This window comes from Saccharothrix xinjiangensis, assembly GCF_039527585.1.
GTDB classification, from domain to species: Bacteria; Actinomycetota; Actinomycetes; order Mycobacteriales; family Pseudonocardiaceae; genus Actinosynnema; species Actinosynnema xinjiangensis.
This window is the reverse complement of sequence record NZ_BAAAKE010000002.1, coordinates 488862-512170: the sequence shown is the minus strand read 5'-3', so window position 1 is coordinate 512170 and position 23309 is coordinate 488862. Positions and strand designations below refer to the sequence as shown.

24 protein-coding genes are annotated in these 23309 nt (G+C 73.1%); 19 read left to right on the top strand and 5 right to left on the bottom strand.

The window, feature by feature from the left end; all coding sequences use genetic code 11:
* Positions 1 to 191: 191 nt before the first annotated feature.
* Entirely contained in the window at positions 192 to 1691 is a 1500-nt protein-coding gene (locus tag ABD223_RS07725; RefSeq protein WP_344035243.1) for a coiled-coil domain-containing protein, read from the bottom strand.
* Positions 1692 to 2298: 607 nt separating this feature from the next.
* Here ABD223_RS07725 and ABD223_RS07720 point away from each other — a divergent pair.
* The 12 genes from ABD223_RS07720 to mutM all read left to right on the top strand — a co-directional run bounded on the left by ABD223_RS07720 (position 2299) and on the right by mutM (position 12918).
* On the top strand, positions 2299 to 5676 hold the full coding sequence (locus tag ABD223_RS07720) for a pyruvate carboxylase (RefSeq protein WP_344035242.1): 3378 nt from the start codon (positions 2299 to 2301) through the stop codon (positions 5674 to 5676).
* 194 nt (positions 5677 to 5870) lie between these two features.
* On the top strand, positions 5871 to 6956 hold the full coding sequence (locus tag ABD223_RS07715) for an MBL fold metallo-hydrolase (protein ID WP_344035241.1): 1086 nt from the start codon (positions 5871 to 5873) through the stop codon (positions 6954 to 6956).
* Positions 6953 to 7648 carry an SDR family NAD(P)-dependent oxidoreductase gene (locus ABD223_RS07710; protein WP_344035240.1) on the top strand — a complete coding sequence of 232 codons (696 nt, stop codon included), beginning with the start codon at positions 6953 to 6955 and terminating at the stop codon, positions 7646 to 7648. The genes ABD223_RS07715 and ABD223_RS07710 overlap by 4 nt, the downstream gene beginning before the upstream one ends.
* 4 nt (positions 7649 to 7652) lie before the next feature.
* Entirely contained in the window at positions 7653 to 8219 is a 567-nt protein-coding gene (gene rsmD, locus ABD223_RS07705) for a 16S rRNA (guanine(966)-N(2))-methyltransferase RsmD (RefSeq protein ID WP_344035239.1), read from the top strand.
* A 53-nt stretch (positions 8220 to 8272) separates the two neighbouring features.
* On the top strand, positions 8273 to 8755 hold the full coding sequence (gene coaD / locus ABD223_RS07700; RefSeq protein WP_344035238.1) for a pantetheine-phosphate adenylyltransferase: 483 nt from the start codon (positions 8273 to 8275) through the stop codon (positions 8753 to 8755).
* 65 nt (positions 8756 to 8820) lie between these two features.
* Complete coding sequence (locus ABD223_RS07695; RefSeq protein WP_344035237.1) at positions 8821 to 9228, top strand: guanyl-specific ribonuclease; 408 nt, start codon at positions 8821 to 8823, stop codon at positions 9226 to 9228.
* Between the two features lie 112 nt (positions 9229 to 9340).
* The gene (locus tag ABD223_RS07690) at positions 9341 to 10057 is read left to right on the top strand and encodes an SPFH domain-containing protein (protein WP_344035236.1); all 717 of its coding nucleotides are present in this window, start codon (positions 9341 to 9343) and stop codon (positions 10055 to 10057) included.
* A gap of 150 nt (positions 10058 to 10207) precedes the next feature.
* On the top strand, positions 10208 to 10795 hold the full coding sequence (locus ABD223_RS07685; RefSeq protein ID WP_344035235.1) for a YceD family protein: 588 nt from the start codon (positions 10208 to 10210) through the stop codon (positions 10793 to 10795).
* A 2-nt stretch (positions 10796 to 10797) separates the two neighbouring features.
* A complete protein-coding gene (rpmF, locus tag ABD223_RS07680) occupies positions 10798 to 10980 on the top strand; it encodes a 50S ribosomal protein L32 (protein ID WP_033431492.1) in 183 nt (60 codons plus the stop codon).
* Positions 10981 to 11009: 29 nt separating this feature from the next.
* Positions 11010 to 11813: a ribonuclease III gene (gene rnc / locus ABD223_RS07675; protein ID WP_344035232.1), complete on the top strand. Its 804-nt coding sequence runs from the start codon at positions 11010 to 11012 to the stop codon at positions 11811 to 11813.
* 7 nt (positions 11814 to 11820) lie between these two features.
* The gene (locus ABD223_RS07670) at positions 11821 to 12051 is read left to right on the top strand and encodes a hypothetical protein (RefSeq protein ID WP_344035230.1); all 231 of its coding nucleotides are present in this window, start codon (positions 11821 to 11823) and stop codon (positions 12049 to 12051) included.
* Between the two features lie 9 nt (positions 12052 to 12060).
* Positions 12061 to 12918, top strand: a complete 858-nt coding sequence (gene mutM, locus ABD223_RS07665; protein ID WP_344035229.1) for a bifunctional DNA-formamidopyrimidine glycosylase/DNA-(apurinic or apyrimidinic site) lyase — start codon at positions 12061 to 12063, stop codon at positions 12916 to 12918.
* 15 nt (positions 12919 to 12933) lie between these two features.
* On the opposite strand, the gene ABD223_RS07660 is transcribed toward mutM, so the two are convergent.
* Entirely contained in the window at positions 12934 to 13383 is a 450-nt protein-coding gene (locus ABD223_RS07660) for a MarR family winged helix-turn-helix transcriptional regulator (RefSeq protein WP_344035228.1), read from the bottom strand.
* Between the two features lie 256 nt (positions 13384 to 13639).
* Here ABD223_RS07660 and ABD223_RS07655 point away from each other — a divergent pair, with 256 nt between their 5' ends.
* A complete protein-coding gene (locus tag ABD223_RS07655) occupies positions 13640 to 14317 on the top strand; it encodes a response regulator (protein WP_344035226.1) in 678 nt (225 codons plus the stop codon).
* An 11-nt stretch (positions 14318 to 14328) separates the two neighbouring features.
* On the opposite strand, the gene ABD223_RS07650 is transcribed toward ABD223_RS07655, so the two are convergent.
* Entirely contained in the window at positions 14329 to 15429 is a 1101-nt protein-coding gene (locus ABD223_RS07650) for an NAD(P)/FAD-dependent oxidoreductase (RefSeq protein ID WP_344035225.1), read from the bottom strand.
* Positions 15430 to 15500: 71 nt separating this feature from the next.
* Here ABD223_RS07650 and ABD223_RS07645 point away from each other — a divergent pair, with 71 nt between their 5' ends.
* Both ABD223_RS07645 and ABD223_RS07640 read left to right on the top strand, forming a co-directional pair.
* Complete coding sequence (locus ABD223_RS07645) at positions 15501 to 16031, top strand: GNAT family N-acetyltransferase (protein ID WP_344035223.1); 531 nt, start codon at positions 15501 to 15503, stop codon at positions 16029 to 16031.
* Positions 16032 to 16044: 13 nt separating this feature from the next.
* Positions 16045 to 16557, top strand: a complete 513-nt coding sequence (locus tag ABD223_RS07640) for a hypothetical protein (RefSeq protein WP_344035221.1) — start codon at positions 16045 to 16047, stop codon at positions 16555 to 16557.
* 152 nt (positions 16558 to 16709) lie between these two features.
* Here the strand turns inward: ABD223_RS07640 and ABD223_RS07635 are convergent, their stop codons facing one another.
* Together ABD223_RS07635 and ABD223_RS07630 are read right to left on the bottom strand one after the other, a co-directional pair.
* Positions 16710 to 17222, bottom strand: coding sequence for a hypothetical protein (locus tag ABD223_RS07635; RefSeq protein WP_344035220.1), 513 nt, complete (start codon positions 17220 to 17222; stop codon positions 16710 to 16712).
* A 31-nt stretch (positions 17223 to 17253) separates the two neighbouring features.
* Positions 17254 to 17967: a CAP domain-containing protein gene (locus ABD223_RS07630; protein WP_344035219.1), complete on the bottom strand. Its 714-nt coding sequence runs from the start codon at positions 17965 to 17967 to the stop codon at positions 17254 to 17256.
* Between the two features lie 64 nt (positions 17968 to 18031).
* Between ABD223_RS07630 and ABD223_RS07625 the strand changes: the two genes are divergently transcribed.
* Genes ABD223_RS07625 through smc form a run of 4 tightly spaced genes read left to right on the top strand, consistent with a single transcriptional unit; the run spans position 18032 to position 23287 of the window.
* Positions 18032 to 18328, top strand: coding sequence for an acylphosphatase (locus ABD223_RS07625; RefSeq protein WP_344035218.1), 297 nt, complete (start codon positions 18032 to 18034; stop codon positions 18326 to 18328).
* 33 nt (positions 18329 to 18361) lie between these two features.
* A complete protein-coding gene (locus ABD223_RS07620; protein ID WP_344035217.1) occupies positions 18362 to 18868 on the top strand; it encodes a sigma-70 family RNA polymerase sigma factor in 507 nt (168 codons plus the stop codon).
* Positions 18865 to 19503, top strand: a complete 639-nt coding sequence (locus ABD223_RS07615; protein ID WP_344035216.1) for an anti-sigma factor family protein — start codon at positions 18865 to 18867, stop codon at positions 19501 to 19503. Before ABD223_RS07620 ends, ABD223_RS07615 begins: the two co-directional genes overlap by 4 nt.
* 58 nt (positions 19504 to 19561) lie before the next feature.
* Positions 19562 to 23287, top strand: a complete 3726-nt coding sequence (gene smc / locus ABD223_RS07610; RefSeq protein WP_344035215.1) for a chromosome segregation protein SMC — start codon at positions 19562 to 19564, stop codon at positions 23285 to 23287.
* Positions 23288 to 23309: the final 22 nt, after the last annotated feature.

Below are 23309 nucleotides of genomic sequence, written 5' to 3'. Positions count from 1 at the left end.
GGTCGGGCGCGGTAGGTCGGGCGCGAGGGCCTCGGCAGGATGAGGCGCGGCAGGGCGTGAGGGCTCTCGTAGCAGGGTTCCGGCAGCAGTTGGCCCGGGGCCGGAGCGGGCCCGCAGCAGGAAGTGCAGAGGAACCACAGCGGGGGAGTGGGGGCGCGGCGGGTGGCCGCGCCGCCCCCTGCGGTCCCTGACTACCTGCCGCCCTTCTTGAGGATGGGGAGCTTGGTGGTCGGCGGCTCGGACTGGCTGGTCCCGGCCTGAGCGGTCCCGGTCTGAGCGGTCCCGGTCTGAGCGGACCCGGCGGCCTTTGCCTCGGTCGCCTTTGCTTCGGGAGCCTTTGCGCCAGGTGCCTTGACCTCGGAAGCCTTCGCGCCGCCTGCCGCGCTTGTCGCGCCGGCTCCGCCGACCCTGCTGGTCCCGGGCTTCCCGGCCTTCGGCTCGGTGGCAGCGGGCTTCCCGGCGGCGGCCGGTTTCGGCGTCACCACGGTGGTCTCGTCAGAGGTGGCTGGGGCGGTGTCGGCGGTGTCGGCGGCGCCGGCGGTGGCTGGGGCGGTGCCGGCGGTGGCTGGGGCGGTGCCGGCGGTGGCTGGGGCGGCGGTGTCGGTGTCGGTGGTGGCGGCGGTGAGGGCCAGGTCGCCCTCCAGTGGCGTCAGGGTGGCTACCGCGCGGGTCATCGCGTCCTGTGCTGCGGTGAACTGCTTGGTCAGCTCCTCGTGCACCGCGTGCAGCTGGGTCAGCTTGCGGTTCGCGGCGGTGATGCGGCTCGTGGCGTGGGTGTCCGCCTCGGTGATCGTCTTCTCGGCCCGGGTGTTGGCCTCGGTGACGGTCCGCTCCGCCTGCGCGTTGGCCTCGGTGAGGGTCTGCTCGGCCTGCGCGTTGGCCTCGCCGACCGCCTTCTCGGCGCGTGCGGTGGCGTCGCTGATCGTCCGTTCCGCCTGCGCGTTGGCGTCGGCGATCGTCTTCTCCGCCCTGGTCAGCGCCTCGGACTCCAGCTCGGCGGTCTCGGCGCGGGCGGCTTCGAGGAGCTTCGAGGCTTCGGCCTTTGCCTCGACCACGTGCACCTCGTGCTCCTTGCGGAGCTTGGTGCGCAGTTCGTCGTACTCCTTGTCCAGGTCGTCGTGGTAGCTCTTGTACTTCTGCTCCAGCTCGGTCCGCTTCGCCTCCAGCTCGGCGGACTTCGCCTCGAACTCCGAGGTCATCCGCTCGCGGTCCGCGCGGACCTCGGCCATCAGCGCTTCGTGCTCGGCGTTGAGCTTCGCCCGCAGCTCCTCGTGCGACCGCTCCAGCTCGGCGCGCCGCTCCTCCTGCTGCCGCTCCAGCTCGGTGGTCCGCTGGAGGTGCGCGGCCTCCAGCTGCCGTCGCCGGTCCTCCAGCTCGGCCATCGCCCGCTGGTGCGCCGCCCTGCCCTCGGCCGCCGCGCGGTCGGCCTCGGCGCGCGTCGCGTTCGCCTGGTCCTGCGCCGCCTTGCGGATGTCGGCGATCTCTTCTTCCGCCAACGTCATCATCACGCGCACGCGCTCGGTGACGTTGGACGCGTTGACCGGGCTGTTGGCCAGGTTGTTCACCTGGGACTTGACCTTGTCCAGCTCCGCCCGCGTGCCGTTGAGCAGCTTCGTCAGCTCGGCGACCTGGGCCGACGCCGCCTCGCGCGCTCTGGTGGAGTTCTTCAGGTCGAACTCCAGGCGTGTCACGCGCTCGTTCACCTGGCGTTGGTTGTACCCGCGGAGAACGACGTCGAAATGGGTGCGGGCAGCAGGCTGCCCAGTCCCTTCAGCCCCGGCCATGAGGCCAACCCTACCGAGAACACGACAGCTGTGGTCACTCGATGCGGTGAACGCAGTGTAATCGGACAGTAGTGGAGCGTTGTGAAATCGATTCGGCGCGTGGGGCGGCGGGCGGCTGCGGCACGGGGAAGGAGGGTTGTCGGGTGGCGGGCGGTGTGATGGGGGTCATGTATTTATTTTCGAACGGGTGTTCGATGGGGGCAAGGTCTCGATCGAGTGGGGTTTTCGGGCGCGGGGAGGGGAGAGGCCGGGGAGAGGGCGAGGGGAAGGGCGGAGGAAGGGCCGACGAGGAGGGCGGAAGGCCTGATCGCCGCTGCCGTACCGCCTTCCAGGGGCTGCGCCGAAGCGTCGCGCAGGGGAGAATCCCCGGGCATGGTCCCAGGTCGCACCGGCCTTGACGGGGAAAGTGACCGATTACGATGACGTCCGTCACGTGAGATGGAACTCCCGAGGGGCGGGACGCGCGCGGTAGCGTGCCTTGATTCACCGCCGAGTTACCGGGAGGGAACGCCGCATGTTCCGCAAGGTCCTCGTCGCCAACCGCGGCGAGATCGCGATCCGGGCCTTTCGCGCCGCCTACGAACTGGGCGCCGGCACGGTTGCCGTCTTCCCCCACGAGGACCGCAACTCCCTGCACCGGTTGAAGGCAGACGAGTCCTACGAGATCGGTGAGCCCGGTCACCCGGTCCGGGCCTACCTGTCCGTCGAGGAGATCATCAAGGCGGCCCGCAAGGCGGGCGCCGACGCGGTCTACCCCGGCTACGGCTTCCTCTCCGAGAACCCCGAGCTGGCCAAGGCGTGCGCCGAGGCGGGCATCACGTTCGTGGGCCCGCCCACCGAGGTGCTGGAGCTGACCGGCAACAAGGCCCGCGCCATCGCCGCGGCCCGCGAGGCCGGCCTGCCCGTGCTCAAGTCCAGCGAGCCCTCCAGCGACGTCGAAGCCCTCCTGCGGGCCGCGGACGACATCGCCTTCCCGGTCTTCGTGAAGGCCGTGGCGGGCGGCGGCGGTCGCGGCATGAGGCGCGTGGAGGACCGCAGCACGCTGCGAGAGTCCCTGGAGGCCGCCTCCCGGGAGGCCGAGTCCGCCTTCGGCGACCCGACGGTGTTCCTGGAGCAGGCGGTGGTGGAGCCCCGCCACATCGAGGTGCAGATCCTCGCCGACGGCGAGGGCAACGTGATGCACCTGTTCGAGCGCGACTGCTCGGTGCAGCGCAGGCACCAGAAGGTCATCGAGATCGCGCCCGCGCCCAACCTCTCCCCCGAGCTGCGCGAGCGCATGTGCGGCGACGCGGTGAAGTTCGCCCGCCACATCGGCTACCGCAACGCGGGCACCGTCGAGTTCCTCCTCGACCCGAACGGCAACTACGTCTTCATCGAGATGAACCCGCGCATCCAGGTCGAGCACACGGTCACCGAGGAGGTGACCGACGTGGACCTGGTGCAGTCCCAGATGCGCATCGCCAGCGGCCAGAACCTGGCCGACCTGGGCCTGAGCCAGGAGACCGTGCACCTGCGCGGCGCGGCCCTCCAGTGCCGCATCACCACCGAGGACCCGGCCAACGGCTTCCGCCCCGACACCGGCATGATCAGCGCCTACCGCTCGCCGGGCGGCTCGGGCGTCCGCCTGGACGGCGGCACCACGGGCGTGGGCACGGCCATCAGCGCCCACTTCGACTCGATGCTGGTCAAGCTCACGTGCCGCGGCCGCACGTTCTCCGCGGCGGTCGCCCGCGCCCGCCGCGCCGTGGCGGAGTTCCGCATCCGCGGCGTGTCCACGAACATCCCGTTCCTCCAGGCGGTGCTGGACGACCCGGACTTCTACGAGGGCCGCGTCACCACCTCGTTCATCGAGAAGCGCCCCCACCTGCTCACCGCCCGCACCCCCGCCGACCGCGGCACGCGCCTGCTCACCTACCTGGCCGACGTCACGGTGAACAAGCCCAACGGCCCGCGCCCGGCCGCGGTGGACCCCTGGGTGAAGCTGCCCGCCCTCGACCTGGCCGCCGAGCCGCCCGCCGGGTCCCGGCAGAAGCTGGTCGAGCTGGGCCCGGAGGGCTTCGCCCGGTGGATGCGGGAGAGCAAGGCGCTCGGCGTCACCGACACCACGTTCCGCGACGCGCACCAGTCGCTGCTGGCGACCCGCGTGCGCACCAAGGACCTGCTGGCCGTGGCGCCGCACGTGGCGCGCATGACACCGCAGCTGCTGTCGCTGGAGGCGTGGGGCGGCGCGACCTACGACGTGGCGCTGCGCTTCCTCGCGGAGGACCCGTGGGAACGCCTCGCCACGCTCCGCGAAGCCGTGCCGAACATCACCCTCCAGATGCTGCTGCGCGGCCGCAACACGGTCGGCTACACGCCCTATCCCGAGGCCGTGACCAGCGCTTTCGTTCAGGAGGCGACGAAGACCGGCATCGACATCTTCCGCATCTTCGACGCGCTCAACGACGTCGAGCAGATGCGCCCGGCCATCGAGGCGGTCCGCGAGACCGGCACGGCGGTCGCCGAGGTAGCGCTCTGCTACACCGCCGACCTGTCCGACCCCGCGGAGCGCCTCTACACGCTCGACTACTACCTCAAGCTGGCCGAGCAGATCGTCGGCGCGGGCGCGCACGTGCTCGCGGTCAAGGACATGGCGGGCCTGCTGCGCCCGCCCGCCGCGGCCCGGCTGGTGAGCGCGCTGCGCAAGGAGTTCGACCTGCCGGTGCACCTGCACACCCACGACACGGCGGGCGGCCAGCTGGCCACCTACCTGGCGGCCATCCAGTCCGGTGTGGACGCGGTGGACGGCGCGGCCGCGTCGATGGCGGGCACCACGTCGCAGCCGCCGCTGTCGGCGATCGTCGCGGCGACCGACCACACCGACCACGCCACGGGCCTCGACCTGCGGGCGGTGTGCGACCTGGAGCCGTACTGGGAGTCGGTGCGCAAGGTCTACGCGCCGTTCGAGTCCGGCATCCCCGGCCCCACCGGCCGCGTCTACACGCACGAGATCCCCGGCGGGCAGCTGTCCAACCTGCGCACCCAGGCGGTGGCGCTCGGCCTCGGGCAGAAGTTCGAGGAGGTCGAGGCCATGTACGCCGCGGCCGACCGGATGCTCGGCAGGCTGGTCAAGGTGACGCCGTCGTCCAAGGTCGTCGGCGACCTGGCGCTGCACCTGGTGGGCGCGGGCGTGAAGCCGGAGGACTTCGAGGCCGACCCGGGCCGCTTCGACATCCCGGCCTCGGTGATCGGCTTCCTGCACGGCGAGCTGGGCGACCCGCCCGGCGGCTGGCCCGAGCCGTTCCGCAGCAAGGCGCTGAAGGGCCGGTCCGCGCCCAAGGGCGTGGCGGACCTCACCGAGGAGGACGAGAAGGGCCTGGAGACCGACCGCCGCGCCACGCTCAACCGCCTGCTGTTCCCCGCGCCGACCAAGGAGTTCCAGGCGCACCGGGAGGCCTACGGCGACACCAGCGTGCTCGGCAGCAAGGACTTCTTCTACGGCCTCAAGCCGGGCGAGGAGTACCAGGTCGACCTGGAGCCGGGCGTGCGGCTGCTGATCGGCCTGGAGGCCATCGGCGAGGCGGACGAGCGGGGCATGCGCACGGTCATGGCGGTGCTCAACGGCCAGCTGCGGCCGATCCAGGTGCGCGACCGGTCGGTCGCGACCGAGGTGCCGGTGGCGGAGAAGGCCGACCGCGGCAACCCCGACCACGTCGCCGCGCCGTTCGCGGGCGTGGTCACGCCGAGCGCGGCCGAGGGCGACTCGGTCGAGGCGGGGCAGACCGTCGCGACCATCGAGGCGATGAAGATGGAGGCCGCGATCACCGCGCCGAGGGCCGGCCGGGTCAAGCGCCTGGCCGTGCGGGGCGTGCAGCAGGTGGAGGGCGGCGACCTGCTGATCGTGCTGGAGTGAGGCGGGACCGGGGTCGGGCGTCGCGCCCGGCCCCGGACCCCTCCGGGGGAACGGGGGACGCGTGACGGTCGACGCCGCGCTCGCGGATGGCTGCCCGACGTTGCACCCTTTGTGGGAAGGCGGTCACCCGTAGGCGTGGTCCCGGTCACGGTGCGGCGGGGAACCGCTCGATCCGGCGCCGCGTTGGAGGCTCCATGAAGAAGGTCACCGCCGCACTGCTCGCCCTCTCCGCCGGCGCACTCGCGTGGGCCGCGCGGGACGTGCCGACCGCGCTGGGCGGCAAGCCCGGCGACGACCGGGTGCGGCGGTCGCCCCGGTACCGCGACGGCAAGTTCCACAACGAGCACCGGACCCGCACCATGCCGCCGGACGGCGCGGCGGGCACGGTGCGGGAGATGTTCTTCGGCGGCCAGCGGCGGCGGCCGGTCGGCGAGGTGCCGCTGGTGCCGCCCACCGCGGCGCCGGCGGGCGACGGCCTGCACCTCACCTGGTACGGGCACGCGTCCACGCTCGTCGAGATCGACGGCGCGCGGGTGCTGCTCGACCCGGTGTGGAGCGAGCGCTGCTCACCGTCCCAGGCGGTCGGCCCGCGGCGGCTGCACCCCGTGCCGCACCGCCTGGACCAGGTCGGACGGGTGGACGCGGTGGTCATCTCGCACGACCACTACGACCACCTCGACCTGGACACCGTGCGGGCGCTGGCGCGCGACCAGGAGGCGGTCTTCGTGGTGCCGCTGGGCATCGGCGCGCACCTGCGCCGCTGGCAGGTGCCCGAGCACCGGATCGTGGAGCTCGACTGGGACGAGTCGCACGAGGTCGCCGGGATCACGCTCGTCGCGACCCCCGCGCAGCACTTCTCCGGCCGCGGCTTCGACCGGGACAACACGCTGTGGGCCTCGTGGGTGCTCAAGGGGCCGCGGCGCCGCATTTACTACACCGGCGACACGGGCTACTTCGACGGCTACCGGCGGATCGGCGAGGAGCACGGGCCGTTCGACGCCGCGCTGGTCCAGATCGGCGCGTACGGGCCGGGCTGGCCCGACATCCACATGACGCCGGAGGAGGGCGTGGCCGCGCACCGCGACGTGCGCGGCGGGCTGCTGGTCCCCGTGCACTGGGCCACGTTCAACCTCGCGTTCCACGACTGGTCCGAGCCCGTGGAGCGGGTGTGGCGCGAGGCCAAGGCCCACGGCATCCCGCTCGCCATCCCACGTCCGGGTGAGAGGATCGACGTCGACGAACCCCCCTCGGTCGACGGATGGTGGCAAGCACTGGCATGACCAGGACAGCTGTGGTGACGGGCGGCGGCACCGGGATCGGCCGGGCCGTCGCCGAGGAGCTCCTCCGGCGCGGCCTCGACGTGGTGATCACCGGTCGCCGGGAGGACGTGCCGGCGAGGACCGCGGACGAGATCGGCGCGCGGGCCGTGATGTTCGACGCGGCCAACCCGGTCGCGGTCGAGGCGGCCCTGGCGCACCTGCCCGAACGGGTGGACGTGCTGGTCAACAACGCGGGCGGGCTCGCGAGCGGCGACGACCTCAGGCAGCAGTGGCTGAACGACTACGAGGCGAACGTCGTCACGGCCGTCCTGGTGACCTCCGCCCTCGAACCGCGCCTCGCCGACCAGGGGCGCGTGGTGACCATCGGGTCCATCGCGGGCCGGCGCGGCGGCGGCAGCTACGGCGCGGCCAAGGCGGCGGTCGAGGCGTGGACGGCCGAGCTGGCGTTCCGGCTCGGCGGGCGCGGCATCACCGCCAACGTCGTCTCGCCGGGGTTCGTGGACGGCACCGGGTTCTTCGGCGGCGGCATGACCGAGCAGCGCCGCGCCCACCTCGTCGGGCAGACCGCCACCGGGCGAGCGGGCGCGCCCGCCGACGTCGCCGCGGCCGTGGCGTTCCTCGCCTCGCCGGAGGCCGGGCACGTCACCGGGCAGGTGCTCGCCGTCAACGGCGGCGCGCACCTGGGACGATGACCGGGTGACCAGGATCGTCGCGGGCGTGGCGGGCGGACGCCGGCTCCAGGTGCCGCCGCGGGGCACCCGACCCACCTCCGAGCGCGTGCGCGAGGCGTTGTTCAGCGCGCTGGAGAACCTCGTCGACCTCGACGGCGCGGTCGTGCTCGACCTGTACGCCGGGTCCGGCGCGCTCGGGTTCGAGGCGCTGTCGCGCGGCGCGGCGCGGGCCACGTTCGTGGAGTCGGACAAGCGGGCTGCCGAAGTGTTGAAGGGGAACGCGAAGGCGCTCGGGCTGCCCGGAGCGGTGGTGCTCACCCGCACCGCGGAGGCCGTCGTGGCCGTGCCGCCCGAGGAGCCGTGCGACGTGGTCTTCGCCGACCCGCCCTACGCCGTGGGTGACGACCAGTTGAACCGCGTGCTGTCCGCGCTGGTGGGGAACGGGTGGACGGCGCCGGGGTCGCTGGTGGTCGTGGAGCGGGACGCGCGGGGCGCCGAACCGGTCTGGCCGCGTGCGGTGGAATCCTTGCGCGGCAAGCGTTATGGCGACACGGCCCTGCACTGGGCCGAGCACGTCGGCGCCACCGGGTGACGCGGACCACGACCTGAGTGGGTGCGTCCGATCGGGTGCTACCGTCCGAACCCATGACGCGTGCCGTGTGCCCCGGCTCCTACGACCCGGCCACCAACGGACACCTGGACATCATCGGCAGAGCCGCGAAGCTCTTCGACGAGGTCGTCGTCGCGGTGATGATCAACAAGAACAAGAAGACGTTGTTCTCGGTCGAGGAGCGCACCGAGATGCTGCGCGAGGTGACCGCGCAGTGGCCGAACGTCCGCGTCGACGCCTGGCACGGCCTGCTGGTCGACTACTGCCGGGAGAACGACATCCAGGCCATCGTCAAGGGCCTGCGCGCGGTGAGCGACTACGACTACGAGTTGCAGATGGCGCAGATGAACCACCAGCTCACCGGCGTGGAGACGCTGTTCATGCCGACCAACCCGATCTACAGCTTCCTGGCCAGCTCGCTGGTGAAGGACGTGGCGACCTACGGCGGCGACGTGTCGAGCCTGCTGCCGCCGGCGATCAGGGAGCGGCTGCTCAACCGGCTCGCGGAGCGTCGCTGACCGGTTGCTGTCGGTTAACGGGATTCCCACCGGGATGTCACCCGGTGTAGTTAGCGTTCGTCGGCATGAGCGGAATCACATCGCGCGCCGTGAAGGTGCTCCTCTCCCTGCTGCTCGTCCTCGCCGGCACCCTCGCCACGCCGGTGGCCGCGTCGGCCCAGGCGGCGTGCGGCGACACGTCGGCCTTCCGCCGGGTCGCCCTGTCCAGCCTGCCGACCCAGGCCACCGACACCGTCAGGCTGATCCAGCGGGGCGGGCCGTACCCGTACTCGCAGGACGACCAGACGTTCCAGAACCGCGAGCGCATCCTCCCGGCCTGCCCGACCGGCTACTACCGCGAGTACACGGTCAAGACGCCGGGCATCTCCACGCGCGGCGCGCGGCGCGTCGTGACCGGCAACGCCAGCCCGAAGCTCTACTTCTACACCGCCGACCACTACGCCACCTTCACCCTGGTCGACATCACCCGCTGACCCCGCGAGTGCTCGACTCGCGCCGTGGACACGCTGGGTCGATCTCCCGGCGCTCGCGGGGCGGGCAGGGCACACTGGTACGGGTACTGCTGTGGGCGGCGAGGAGTGTGACGTGTACCGGGTGTTCGAGGCCCTCGACGAGCTGGTCACGATCGTCGAGGAAGCGCGTGGCGTGCCGATGACCTCCGGTTGCGTCGTCCCTCGCGGTGACGTGCTCGAACTGCTCGACGACGTGCGCGACGCGATCCCCGCCGAGCTGGACGACGCGCAGGACGTGCTCGACCACCGCGACGAGCTGGTCGGCAAGGCGCAGCACGACGCCGAGCAGAACGTGAGCAAGGCCCGCTCGGACGCCGAGCGCATGGTCGCCGAGGCCCAGCACGAGGCCGAGCGGATGCTGTCCGAGGCCCGCGACCGCGCCGAGCGGATGGTCGCCGAGGCGCAGGACCAGGCCGACCGCACCGTGGCGGCGGGCCGCAAGGAGTACGAGGACCTGGTGGGCCGCGCCCACGCCGAGGCCGACCGCATGGTCCAGGCGGGCCGGGCCAACTACGAGCGGGCGATCGAGGAGGGCCGGGCGGAGCAGTCGCGCCTGGTCACCCAGACCGAGGTCGTGCAGGCCGCCCACAACGAGGCCGCGCGCGTCCTGGAGGCCGCCCAGGCCGAGTCGCTCCGGCTGCGCAGCGAGTGCGACGCGTACGTGGACGGCAAGCTCGCCGACTTCGAGGACCTGCTCGCGCACACCCTGCGCAGCGTCGGCAAGGGCCGCTCGCACCTGCGCGGGCCGGCCGTCGCCAGCGCCGCCGCGCCCTTCGACTACCGCGACTAGGAGACGACCGGAGTGGCGACCAGGACGTGTCCAGCACTGCCGATACGGCCGATCGAAGGACGCCCGACCAGCCGATTTCACCTCGACGCCGGTTGTCCCGTACCCTTGACCGGCTGGTCGTGGTAAGTCCCCGGCAGCACACCAAACATCATGTCTGAGCATCGTCACGCCTCCGCGCGTTCCACAGCCACCGGGCCCTGGGTCATCGACACCAGGGACCTCGGGCGTCGCGCGGGCTCCAGCCGCAGGCTCGGCAGGACGGTGCCCGCCGAGGGCCTCGGCCTCCGGGACGTGATCGCGGTGCCGGCGGGGGGCGTGGTCGAACTCGACCTCCTGCTGGAGTCGGTGGTCGAAGGCGTGCTCGTGACCGGCACGGCCAAGACGGCGGTCGAAGGGGAGTGCTCGCGCTGCCTGGAGCCGCTGTCGGCGGAGGTCGAGGTGGAGCTGACCGAGCTGTACGCGTACCCGGACAGCACCACTGACGAGACCACCGAAGAGGACGAGGTCAGCCGTCTGCGCGACGACCTGATCGACCTCGAACCCGTGGTGCGCGACGCGATCGTGCTCGCGCTGCCGCAGGTGCCGCTGTGCTCGCCGGACTGCCTCGGGCTGTGCGTCGACTGCGGCGGGAAGCTGGCTGATCTCGGCCCCGACCACGGGCATGAGACGATTGACCCCCGGTGGGCCGCTCTCCAGGAGCGGTTCGACGGGACTCGTGACAATCCAGAGGAGAACTAGTCGTGGCCGTCCCGAAGCGGAAGATGTCGCGCTCGAACACGCGCTCGCGCCGCGCTCAGTGGAAGACCGCTGCCGTGCACCTGGTGGCCTGCCAGAACCGGGCCTGCCGCCAGCCGAAGCCGCAGCACGTCGCCTGCCCGGCCTGTGGCCAGTACGACGGCCGCCAGGTCGTCCAGCCGGCCTGATCTCCCCTGGCGAAGGTAGCTGGCGAAAAGTGGGGGGTAGGTCGTCGCGCGGTCGGTCCGCAGACCGCGCCCCGTTGCTCGAAGCGCTCGGCGTCCCGTTGGACGCCGAGCTGCTGACGCTCGCGCTCACTCACCGGTCGTACGCGTACGAGAACGGTGGTCTGCCGCCCAACGAGCGACTGGAGTTCCTCGGGGACGTGGTCCTCGGTCTGGTCGTCACGGACCACCTGTACCGCACGCACCCGGACCTGCCCGAGGGTCAGCTCGCCAAGCTCCGCGCGAGCGTGGTGAACATGCACGCCCTGGCCGGAGTGGCCCGGGGTTTGGGCGAGGACGGTCTCGGCGGTCACCTGTTGCTCGGTCGCGGCGAGGAGCTGACCGGCGGCAGGGACAAGGCGAGCATCCTCGCCGACGGCTTGGAAGCCGTCATCGGCGCGGTGTACCTCCAGTTCGGCATCGACACCGCGCGCACCGTGGTCCACCACCTGTTCGACCCGTTGCTGGCCGAGGCGCCACGCCGCGGTGCTGGCCTGGACTGGAAGACCAGCCTCCAGGAGCTCACCGCGTCGGCGGGCCTGGGCGTTCCCGAGTACCGGGTCGACGACCAGGGGCCGGACCACCGCAAGGAGTTCACCGCCACGGTGTACGTCGGTGGTCAGCCGTACGGCACCGGTGACGGCCGCACGAAGAAGGAAGCCGAGCAGAAGGCGGCCGAGGTCGCCTACCGCGTGCTCCACGAACGCGTCGCGGCGGAGCAGGAAGCCGCTGCGGCCGGGAACGGCCACGCCCCCAACTCGGCGAACAGGCAGGCTTCACCTACTCAGGAAGACTGACGCCGAAATGTATGCCACGAACGTCCGGACGAACCGCCGCGCGCGTCACGCCCGCCCGGCCCGCCCGCTGAACGCCACCCGCAACGGCGGCATCCAGGGTCTCGTGCTGGTGCGCGACGCCGCGCAGAACGGCGGTTGGATGCTCAAGCCCACCAAGCCGCAGGCCGCCGCCTACGAGCGCTTGGAGGAGTTGGAGCACGCCGAGGCCGAGGTCGCCGAGCGCGAGTCCCGGGACTGACCGACGCCCGTGCCCGAGCTGCCCGAGGTCGAAGTAGTCCGCCGAGGTCTGCACGAGCACGTCGCCGGGAGGACCGTCGCCGGTGTCGACGTCCTCCACCCGCGAGCGATCCGCCGCCACCTGCCCGGTGCGGCGGATTTCGCCGTGCGCCTGACCGGTCAGACCCTGCGCGCCGCGCGTCGGCGCGGCAAGTACCTGTGGGTCGACCTGTCGGGCGGTGACGCGATGCTGGCGCACCTCGGCATGAGCGGCCAGATGCTGGTGCAGCCGGTCGGCGCGCCGGACGAGAAGCACCTGCGGGTGCGCGTGCGGTTCGCCGACGGCGGCCCCGAGCTGCGCTTCGTCGACCAGCGCACGTTCGGCGGGCTCGCGCTCGCCGAGATCGTCGAGGTCGACGGCGCGCTGCTGCCGCAGCCGGTGGCGCACATCGCGCGCGACCCGATGGACCCGGCGTTCGACGCGGACGCCGCGGTGGCCGCGCTGCGCAGGCGGCGGACCGAGGTCAAGCGCGCGCTGCTCGACCAGACCCTGGTGTCCGGCGTGGGCAACATCTACGCCGACGAGGCGCTGTGGCGCGCCCGCCTGCACGGGCTGCGGGCCGCGGACAAGCTGAGCCGGCCGAAGACCGCCGAGCTGCTCGCGCACGCCACCCGGGTCATGCACGAGGCGCTGGGCGAGGGCGGCACCTCGTTCGACGCGCTCTACGTCAACGTGAACGGCCAGTCGGGCTACTTCGACCGGTCCCTGGCCGTTTACGGGCGTGAGGGCGAGCCGTGCCGGCGGTGCGGCACGGCGGTCAGGCGGGAGCCGTTCATGAACCGTTCTTCGTATTCGTGCCCCCGTTGCCAGCCGCGCCCGCGGAGTTGACCGCCGGCCCTGACCTCACCGGGCCGGGTCGGCAAGCCTTCGCAACAACGGTGTTACCGAACGCAGGGTTTCCCGTTCTTCGGCACTGAACCGGGAAAGTCGTTCGGACAGCAACTCCGCTTCGCCGTGCGCCAGGGACAGGATGGTGTCCCGGCCGAGCCCGGTCAGCTCGACGATGGTCGCCCGGCCGTCGGCGGGGTCGGCCTCGCGGCGCACCAGGCCGTTCGACTCCAGGCCCGTCACCACCGTGGTCGCCGTGGGCTGCGAGCACAGCGCCCGCACCGCGATCTCGCCGATCCGCATCGGTCCCTGCGACGCCAGCTCCGCCAGCACGAGCAGCTGGGTCGGCTGCAACCGCCGGACGGACGCGGACTGGCGCAGGCTGCGGATCAGCCGGTGAACGGCGACCACGAGTTGTAAGGCATCCTGATTGGTCACGCTCTGATTAGTCACACTGGTGGTCATCAAAGACCTCCTCGCGGCTCACCGTGTGTGAGCAAGTGTCCGAATTCGGACAGGACATTCGCACTATCGCAGTACTGCTGTCCAGGGAATGAATTCATTCGCACCCGGATGTACTCACGGTGTCCGCACCTATGCGGAGAACAAGACGTCATAACGGCATAAAAAGCACTGCCGGTGACGTCAAGGTCGCATCAGGATGTGCGCGGCACGCCGTCGTGGGCGGCAGTGGTCCGGTTGCCGGGCGTAGTGTCTCAGCGTGACGAAGGTGCTGGTGGTCGACGACGAGCCGCAGATCGTGCGGGCGTTGCGGATCAACCTGTCCGCGCGCGGCTACGCCGTGCTGACCGCGCACGACGGCACGGCCGCGCTCAAGGCCGCCGCCGAGGGCAAGCCGGACGTGGTGGTGCTCGACCTGGGCCTGCCCGACGTGGACGGCACCGAGGTGATCGCCGGTCTGCGCGGCTGGACGACCGTGCCGATCATCGTGCTGTCCGCCCGCGTCGACTCGACCGACAAGGTCGAGGCGCTGGACGCGGGCGCGGACGACTACGTGACCAAACCGTTCGGCATGGACGAGCTGCTGGCCCGGCTGCGGGCGGCGGTGCGGCGCGCGGCGGTCGCGGAGGGTGAGGAGGCGGTCGTGGAGACCGCGTCGTTCACCGTGGACCTGGCGGCCAAGAAGGTGCTCCGGGACGGCGCCGAGGTGCACCTGACGCCCACCGAGTGGGGCCTGCTGGAGATCCTGGCCCGCAACCGGGGCCGGCTGGTGGCGCAGAAGCAGCTGCTCCAGGAGGTGTGGGGCCCGCAGTACGCGAAGGAGACCCACTACCTGCGCGTGTACCTGGCGCAGCTGCGCCGCAAGCTGGAGCCGGAGCCCGCCCACCCCCGGCACCTGGTGACCGAGCCGGGGATGGGCTACCGCTTCGAACCCTGAGCGCCGGGCGCTCACCCCGCGGGCAGCACGGGGTGGCGCTCGAACAGGACCGTGCCGCGCACCACCAGCTCCTTGTACCGGGCCGCCACGCGCCCCGTGAGCACCCGCTCGACCGGGGTGTCGTCGGCGCGCACGAACTGGATCAGCCCGTCGCGGCGGCCCAGGCTGACGCACTGGTTGAAGTACCGGAAGCGCAGCGGCCGCGGCTCCCGACCGGCCAGGCCGCCCGCCAGCGACCGCATCGCGTGCCGGGTGGTCGGCAGGCCCGTCGCGCACGCCATGCGCAGCTCCAGCCCGTCCGGCCGCCGGATCGCGGCGGCGTCGCCGACGCCGACGACCTCCGGGTGCGAGACCGAGGCCAGGGCCTGGTCGACGACCAGGCGCCCGTCCCCGTCCACCTCGAACCCGGCCTCGCGGGCCAGCTCCGGCACGCGGAAGCCCGCCGTCCACACCACCGCGTCGGCCGCCACCAGCTCGCCGGTGTCGAGCACCAGGCCGTCGGCGCGGACCTCGGCGACGCGCGCCCCGTCGCGCACCCGGACGCCCAGCCGGTCGAACACCGAGCGCAGGTGCCGCGCGCCCTTCGCCGACAGGCCCGCCCCGAACCGGCCGCCGGTCACCAGCAGCACGGTCAGGTCCGGCCGCGACTCGGCCAGCTCCGCGGCCGCCTCGATCCCGGTCAGCCCGCCGCCCGCCACGGCCACCACGCGGGCGGTCCGCAGCGCCCCGGCCAGCTCCTCCGCGTCCTCCGCGGTCGACACCGAGTGGGCGTGCTCGGCGGCGCCCGGCACGCGCAGGTCGGCCCGGCTGCCCAGCGCGTAGACCAGCCGGTCGTAGGTCAGCGAGCCGGTGGCCAGCCGCACCCGGCGCACGTCGGCGTCGATGCCGGTGACCCGGTCCACGACCAGTTCGACGCCCGTGCCCCGGACCAGGTCCGCGAGCGGCAGGTCGCGCAGCCGCTGCCCGGCCGCCAGCTGGTGCAGCCGGACCCGCTCGACGAACCGGTCCCGCTCGTTGACCAGGGTGACCCGGCAGCCCGTCCACCTCGCCGCCAGCTTGGCCGCGGCCAGGCCCGCGTACCCCGCGCCGACCACCACGATGTGCTCCGCCATGTTCCCGTCCTTTCGTCGCACGAGAAGAGCGGGGCGGGGGCGCGGCACGTGACGCGCATAAGGTGTGAAGCGTGTCACCCATCTCCCTGCTCCACACCTGGCAGCTGCCCGGCGCCGTGCGCGCGGCCGCCCGGGAACTGCTCGACGAGGCGTTCGACGGCGAGTTCTCCGACGAGGACTGGGCGCACGCCCTGGGCGGCGTGCACGCCCTCGCGCGCGACGGCGACGAGCTGATCGGCCACGGCGCGGTGGTGCAGCGCCTGATGACCGCCGGCGGGCGCGTGCTGCGGGTCGGCTACGTGGAGGGCGTCGCGGTGCGGGCCTCCCACCGCCGCAGGGGTGTCGGCGGCGCCCTCATGGCGTCCCTGGAGGAGGTCGTGCGCGGCGCGCACGACCTCGGCGCGCTCAGCGCCTCGGAGGAGGCCCGGGAGCTCTACGAGGGGCGTGGGTGGCTGCCGTGGCGGGGGAGGACGTTCGCGCTGACGCCGGACGGCGTCCGGCGCACCGAGGAGGAGGACGAGGGGGTGCTCGTCCTGCCGGTGGAGCCGGTCGACCTGTCCGGCGACCTCACCTGCGACTGGCGCGACGGCGACGTCTGGTAGCTAGTCCGACCCGGTGGTGGTGGTGGTCGTCGGCGGCGAGGTGGTGGTCGACGAGGTCGTGGAGGACGACGACGGGGACGGTTCCGCGGACGACGGCGAGGGGCTCGGGGCGCTGGTCGGCGGCTGCGAGACCGGCTGGGGCTGCGCCGGCGCCGCGCTCGTCCGCTGGGGCGCGCTCGCCGGTGGCTGCTCGCGCCTGCCCTGCTCCGACTTCGGCGGGCCCGCCGCCTCGCGGCGCTGCGTCACGGGCATCCGCGTGGTGACGGTGACGAAGACCGTGGACGTGCTGCCGTCCGGCGCGATCGTCACCGAGGTCTCGATCGCGGTGCTGATCTCGGCCTGCGGTTCCGGGGGGCCGGCCTCGGGCGGGTCGGAGGCCAGCACCGACGCCAGGGCGGCGATCGCGGTGGCGACCACCGCGCCACCGGCGGCGAGCAGGACCACCGGGGAGAACTTCTTCTTCGGCTTCGGCTTCTTCTTCGACTGCGGCGTCGGTGCCGGGGGCGTCGGCTCGGGCGACGCTTGACGAGCTTCCTCGAACACACCATCTCCCTGCGGGGGAACCGGTCGGATGGTCAGGTGCTCGGGTTATCGGCGGATCACCGGGCCCACCTCAACGTTCGAGCGGCCCACCACACGATGGTGTGGTGGGCCGCAACCGAAAGCCTCGGCGATCGTTTATTGACCTTCTGCGCTGCTCTCGGTGGTGGTGGTCGTGGTGACCGGCGGGGTGGTCGTCGTGGTGGTGACCGGCGGCGGCGTGGTCGTGACGACGGGCGGCGTGGTCGTCGTCTGCGTCGGGCCGGGGTCGCCGGTCTGCTGCGGCGGCTGGACCTCCTCGACCGTGGTGGTCGTGGTGGTGCCGTCCGGCCTGGTCACCGTGGTCACGCGGGTGCGGCGCGGCGTGGTCGTCGTGGGGCCGGCCGGCGACTCGGTCGTGGTGGTGGCCGTCGTCGTTTCCGCGGTGGTCGTCCCGCTGGAGGTCGTCCTGCCGGCGGGCACCGTGGTGAGGACGTCGCGGGACACGACGTCCTCGCGCGGCGTGGACCCCGCGGGTGCGGCGCCGGTCGTCGGGGCCGCCATCGAGGCGACCGCGGCGAAGATCGTCGACACGACGACGCCGGACGCGGCCAGCAGCACGTGCGGCGACACGCGCAGGCGGGGGCGGTCGGGCTCCGGGGTCTCGTGCAACGGTGCTCCCAAGGGTCGCTCGGCGGGTGGTCTACCAGCCGAAGTTCTGGGTCCAGTACCAGCCGCGGGTGTCCAGGCCGACGCCGATGGTGGTGAACCCGCAGTTGAGGATGTTGCGGCGGTGCCCGTCGGAGTTCATCCACGAGTTCATGACCTGCTCGGCCGACCGCTGGCCCTTGGCGATGTTCTCGCCGCCGGGGTTCGGGTAGCCGGCGGTCCGCATCCGCTGGGCGAAGTCCACGCCGTCCGGGGTGGTGTGCGAGAAGTAGCCCCGCTCCGCCATGTCGGTGCTGTGCTCCTGCGCCGCCTCGACCACCCGCTCGTCCACGGTCAGCGGCTCGCAGCCGGCGAGGTCGCGCGCCTCGTTGACCAGGGCCACGACCTCGTCCTCCGGCAGCGCCTCGACGGGCTCGGTGGTCGTGGTGGGCGCGGTCGAGGGCTTGCCGGTCGTGGTGGTCGTCGTCGCGCCGGTCGTGGTGGTGGTCGTGGTCTCGGTGGTGGTGGTCGTCTCGGTGGTCGTGGTCCCGGTCGACGTCGTGCCCCGGGTCGTGGGCAGGACCACGGGCTCGTCGGGGCCCGAGGGCTCGCCGACGCCGCCCACGCCACCGACGCCGGTCCGGTTGTCCGGGGCCGCGCTCTCCGCTGCGGTGTCACCGACGAACGGGGCCAGCTGCGCCGGGCCGGCGAAGGCGACACCGGTCGCACCGGCCGCGCCCAGCAACAGGCCGACGAGTCCGCCGATCACGGATCGGTTACCGCGCCGTGCACTCACGGTCGCGCACCGTACCACTATCGAGTGAAGTGACAGGATGGCTGTCGTGGCTGAAGTAGAACGGACCGTGCGTCTCACCGCCTGGGTGCGGGGCCGCGTGCAGGGGGTCGGCTTCCGGTGGTGGACCCGGTCCAAGGCTCTTGAGCTGGGCTTGGTCGGTTCCGCGTCCAACCTGAGGGACGGTCGGGTTGAGGTGAACGCCGAGGGCTCGGAGTCCGCCTGTCGGGAACTGCTCGTCGCACTCCGTTCGGGTGCCACCCCCGGTCGGGTGGAATCAGTCGTGGAGCGCTGGTCGGAGGCGCGCGGGGGCGCCACGGGTTTCGTGGAACGTTGAACGCGCGCGGGGCCGGTGGCGTAGTACACCGATGTGGACCGTGGCGAAGATGTCGTCAGGCAGCTGTACGGCCGTTGGCGCGGCCCGCTGCACGGCTACGTCCTGCGCATGGTGGGCGGTGACCACCAGCACGCGGAGGACGTGGTCCAGGAGACGCTGCTGCGGGCCTGGCGGCACGCCGACCAGCTGACCCCGGCCGAGGCCGGGCCGTGGCTCTACACCGTGGCGCGCAACCTGGTCGTCTCCGGCTTCCGCAAGCGCGACGGCAAGCACTCCGAGGTGCCGATCGAGGCGGAGCACCTGCCGCCGGTGGCCGACGCCGTCGACCACGTGCTCCAGAGCTGGCAGGTCGCCGAGGCGCTGCGCGCGCTCACCCCCGAGCACCGGAACGTGGTGGTCGAGCTGTACTACCGCAGGCGGTCGGTGGCCGAGGCGGCGGCGGTGCTGGGCATCCCGCCGGGCACGGTCAAGTCCCGCTGCTTCTACGCGCTGCGGGCGCTGCGCGACGCGCTGGAGGAACGCGGGGTGACCCAGTCGTGAGCTGCACGCGCACCGTCTCGCTCGGCGCCTACCTGCTCGGCTCGCTCGACCCGGCGGAACGGGCCGGGTTCGAGCGGCACGTCTCCGACTGCGCCGGCTGCCGCCGGGAGATGGTGCGCCTCGCGCCGCTGCCGGGGCTGCTCGGCCAGGTGCGGCTGGAGGACCTGGAGCTGCCGTTCGACGACCCGGAGCCGGAGCCCGCGCTGTGGCCGCTGCCCGCCGAACCGGAACCCGGGCCCGCCCGCCGGCGGGTGCGCCGGCCGGTGCTGGTCGGCGCCGCGCTGGTCCTGGTGCTGCTCGGCGCGGTCCTGCTGATCCCCCGGCTGCCGGGGGGCGACCCGGCCGGGGTCACCTGGCAGGCCACCGACCCCTCGTCCGGCGCGGCCGCCGACGTCGAGCTGGTCGCCAAGAGCTGGGGCACCGAGCTGTGGATGACCCTGCGCGACCTGCCCGAGGACGCGCGCTGCGCCCTCGTCGTCCACGACCGGGCCGGGCGCACCGAGATCGGCGGCTGGTGGGGCACCGGCCACCCCGAGGACGAGCGCATCCCCGGTTCCACGTCCTTCGGGGTCGACGAGATCGAGCGCGTGGACGTCGTGGTCGACAAGCGGGTGCTCGTGTCGGTGCGGCCGTGATCGCGCAGGTCAGCGCGTCCGCGCCGGGCCCAGGGCGTTCTTGGGTACTCTGCCGGGCGTGCACCTCAAGAGCCTGACGCTGAAGGGCTTCAAGTCCTTCGCCTCGGCTACCACGCTGCGCTTCGAGCCCGGCATCACCTGCGTGGTCGGTCCCAACGGGTCCGGCAAGTCGAACGTGCTCGACGCGCTCCGCTGGGTGATGGGCACGCAGGGCGCCAAGGACCTGCGCGGCGGCAAGATGGAGGACGTCATCTTCGCCGGCACGTCCGGCCGCGCGCCGCTCGGCCGCGCCGAGGTGACGCTGACCATCGACAACTCCGACGGCGCGCTGCCGATCGACTACGTCGAGGTGTCGATCACCCGCCGGATGTTCCGCGAGGGCGCCACCGAGTACGAGATCAACGGCAACTCGTGCCGGCTGATGGACATCCAGGAGCTGCTGAGCGACTCCGGCATCGGCCGCGAGATGCACGTGATCGTCGGCCAGGGCCAGCTGGCCGCGATCCTGGAGTCCAAGCCCGAGGAGCGGCGGGCGTTCGTCGAGGAGGCCGCGGGCGTCCTCAAGCACCGCAAGCGCAAGGAGAAGGCGCTGCGGAAGCTGGAGGCGATGCAGGCGAACCTGACCCGCCTGACCGACCTCACCGCCGAGCTGCGCCGCCAGCTCAAGCCGCTGGGCAAGCAGGCCGAGATCGCCCGCCGCGCCCAGGTCGTGCAGTCCGAGCTGCGGGACGCGCGGATGCGCCTGCTCGCCGACGACCTGGTCACGCAGCGCGAGTCGCTGGCCCGCGAGGAGCGCGACGAGGCCGCCGCCCGCGCCCGCCGCGCCGAGGTGGAGAAGTCGCTCCAGCAGGCCCAGTTCCAGCAGAACGAGCTGGAGGACCAGGTCGCGGCCGACGCGCCCCGGCTCCAGCAGGCCCAGGACACCTGGTACCGGCTGTCGGCGCTGGAAGAGCGGTTGCGCGGCACGGTGCGGCTGGCCGTGGAGCGGGAGCGGCACCTGTCGGCGGCCGTGGAGGCGCCGCGCGGCGGGCGCGACCCCGACGAGCTGGAGGCCGAGGCCGAGCAGACCGCCGTGCTGGAGCAGGAGCTCCAGGACGGCGTGACCGAGGCGCGGGTCGGGCTGGCCGAGGCCGTGGAGACCCGCGCCGAGCTGGAGCGGGTCGTGTCCGCGGCGGAGAAGGCGCACCTGGCCGCGGTGCGGGCGATCGCCGACCGGCGCGAGGGCCTGGCCCGGCTGTCCGGGCAGGTCGAGGCGCTGCGGTCGAAGACGAGCGCGACCGCCGAGGAGATCGAGCGCATGTCCGCCTCGCTGGCCGAGGCGGTGGAGCGCGCCGAGTTCGCGGCGGCGGAGCTGGCCGAGGCCCGCGAGGTGACCGGCACCGAGGACGAGGACGACGAGGGGCTCGACGAGCGGCACCGGCTGGCCGTCGAGGCGAACGACGCGGCGCGGGCGCGGGTCGAGGAGCTGGTCAAGGCCGAACGCGCGGCGGAGCGCGACATCGCGTCGTGGCAGGCGCGGGTGGACGCGCTGTCGCTGGGCCTGACCCGCAAGGACGGCGCGGGCGCGCTGCTGGCGTCCCGGCTGCCGGGCCTGCTCGGCTCGGTGGCGGCGCTGCTGACCGTGGAGCCGGGGTTCGAGGTGGCGCTGGCGGCGGCGCTCGGGCCGATCGCGGACGCGGTCGCGGTGGCGTCCGGGTCCGACGCGGCGGCCGCGCTGGAGCTGCTGAAGGAGGAGGACGCCGGTCGGGCCGGCGTGCTGATCGGCGGTGCGGGCGAGGTGGACCGGTCGGGCTGGCCCGCGCTGCCGGCGGACGGCCGGTGGGCCGTGGAGCTGGTGCGGTCGCCCGAGGCGTTGCGGCCCGCCCTGCACCGGGCCCTCGACCGGCTGGCCGTGGTCGACGACCTCGCCGGGGCGCGGGCGCTGGTGGCCGCGCACCCGTCGGTGCGGGCGGTGACCCGCGAGGGCGACGTGTTCGGCGAGGACTGGGCGGTCGGCGGCGCCGCCGGTCGCAGCCAGAGCGTCATCGAGGTCCAGGCCGCCGTGGACGAGGCCTCCGAGAAGCTGGCGCTGGCCGAACGGGCGCTGGAGCAGGCCGCGGCGTCCCTGGAGGGCGCGCGGGCCGAGCAGCAGGCGAGGCGCGCCGAGGTCGCCGCGGTGAAGGAGCAGCTCAACGAGGCCAAGGTGCGCCGCGCCCGGTCGTCCGAGCGGCTCAACCGGCTGGCGGCGGCCGTGCGGTCGGCCGAGGCCGAGGCGGAGCGGGCCCGCGCGCAGCGCGCGAAGGTCGAGTCGGCCCGCGAGGAGAACCTGCTGCGGTTGGCGGAGCTGGAGGAGCGCCTGCTCGTCGCGCAGGAGGAGCAGGACCTGGACGACGAGCCGGACACCGCGCACCGCGACGAGCTGGCCGCCGAGCTGGCGTCCGCCCGGCAGGGCGAGGTCGACGCGCGCCTGTCGCTGCGCACCGCCGAGGAACGCGCCCGCGCGTTGCAGGGCAAGGCGGACGGCCTGCGCCGCGCCGCCCGCGCCGAGCGCGAGGCCAGGGAACGCGCCCAGCGGGCCCAGGCGTCCCGGGCGCGGGGCGCGGTCGTGGCCAAGGCCGTGGTGCGCGGCGGTGAGGCGGCGCTGGAGCGGATCGCCGAGTCGCTGGCCCGCGCCGCCCGCGAGCGCGACGCCGCGCAGGAGCGCCGGACCCGCCGCGAGGCCTACCTGTCGCAGGTGCGCAGCCTGGTGCGGGAGATGTCGGTGGAGCTGGAGAAGCTGACCGACGCCGTGCACCGGGACGAGGTGCTGCGCGCCGAGCAGCGGATGCGCATCGAGCAGCTGGAGAACAAGGTCGCCGAGGACTTCGGCATCGGCCTGGACGACCTGGTCGGCGAGTACGGGCCCGACGTGCCGATCCCGCCGTCGCCGCAGGAGGTGGCCGAGTACGAGGCCGCCAAGGAGCGCGGCGAGGCGGTGACCGCGCCGCAGCCCATCCCGTACGACCGCGACACCCAGGCCCGGCGCGCCAAGCGGGCCGAGCGGGACATGTCGCTGCTGGGCAAGGTCAACCCGCTGGCGCTGGAGGAGTTCGCGGCGCTGGAGGAGCGGTACAAGTTCCTGTCCAACCAGCTGGAGGACATCAAGGCGACCCGGCGCGACCTGCTCACCGTGGTGAAGGAGGTCGACGACAAGATCCTGGAGGTCTTCACGCTGGCCTACGAGGACGTGGCGCGCGAGTTCGAGGTCGTGTTCAAGGTCCTGTTCCCCGGCGGCGAGGGTCGGCTCGTGCTGACCGAGCCGGGCGACATGCTGACCACCGGCATCGAGCTGGAGGCCCGCCCGCCGGGCAAGAAGGTCAAGCGGCTGTCGCTGCTGTCGGGCGGCGAGAAGTCGCTGGCGGCGGTGGCGATGCTGGTCGCGATCTTCCGGGCGCGGCCCTCGCCGTTCTACGTGATGGACGAGGTCGAGGCGGCGCTGGACGACACCAACCTGCACCGCTTGATCAGCCTGTTCGAGCAGCTGCGCGAGCGGTCGCAGCTGCTGATCATCACGCACCAGAAGCCGACCATGGAGATCGCCGACGCGCTGTACGGCGTGTCGATGCGGGGCGACGGCATCAGCCAGGTGATCTCGCAGCGGCTGCGGGGTCGGGACGAGAAGCCGAAGGCGGCCAAGCCCAAGGCCGCGGTGGCCGAGCAGACAGTGGCGGTGGCCGAGCAGACAGTGGCCGAGCCGGCAGCGGCGGTGGCCGAGCCGGAACCGGCAGCGGCGGTCGCCGAGCCGGGAGCGGCCGGGTCCGCCTGACCGCCCGACCTCACCCCGCGCC

Coding starts and splice junctions, on each gene's coding strand:
- ABD223_RS07715 (WP_344035241.1), top strand. CDS start 5,871: ATGAAGAAGGTCACCGCCGCACTGCTCGCCCTCTCCGCCGGCGCACTC.
- coaD (WP_344035238.1), top strand. CDS start 8,273: ATGACGCGTGCCGTGTGCCCCGGCTCCTACGACCCGGCCACCAACGGA.
- ABD223_RS07695 (WP_344035237.1), top strand. CDS start 8,821: ATGAGCGGAATCACATCGCGCGCCGTGAAGGTGCTCCTCTCCCTGCTG.
- ABD223_RS07670 (WP_344035230.1), top strand. CDS start 11,821: ATGTATGCCACGAACGTCCGGACGAACCGCCGCGCGCGTCACGCCCGC.
- ABD223_RS07685 (WP_344035235.1), top strand. CDS start 10,208: ATGTCTGAGCATCGTCACGCCTCCGCGCGTTCCACAGCCACCGGGCCC.
- ABD223_RS07625 (WP_344035218.1), top strand. CDS start 18,032: ATGGCTGTCGTGGCTGAAGTAGAACGGACCGTGCGTCTCACCGCCTGG.
- ABD223_RS07650 (WP_344035225.1), bottom strand. CDS start 15,429: ATGGCGGAGCACATCGTGGTGGTCGGCGCGGGGTACGCGGGCCTGGCC.
- ABD223_RS07720 (WP_344035242.1), top strand. CDS start 2,299: ATGTTCCGCAAGGTCCTCGTCGCCAACCGCGGCGAGATCGCGATCCGG.
- ABD223_RS07660 (WP_344035228.1), bottom strand. CDS start 13,383: ATGACCACCAGTGTGACTAATCAGAGCGTGACCAATCAGGATGCCTTA.
- ABD223_RS07710 (WP_344035240.1), top strand. CDS start 6,953: ATGACCAGGACAGCTGTGGTGACGGGCGGCGGCACCGGGATCGGCCGG.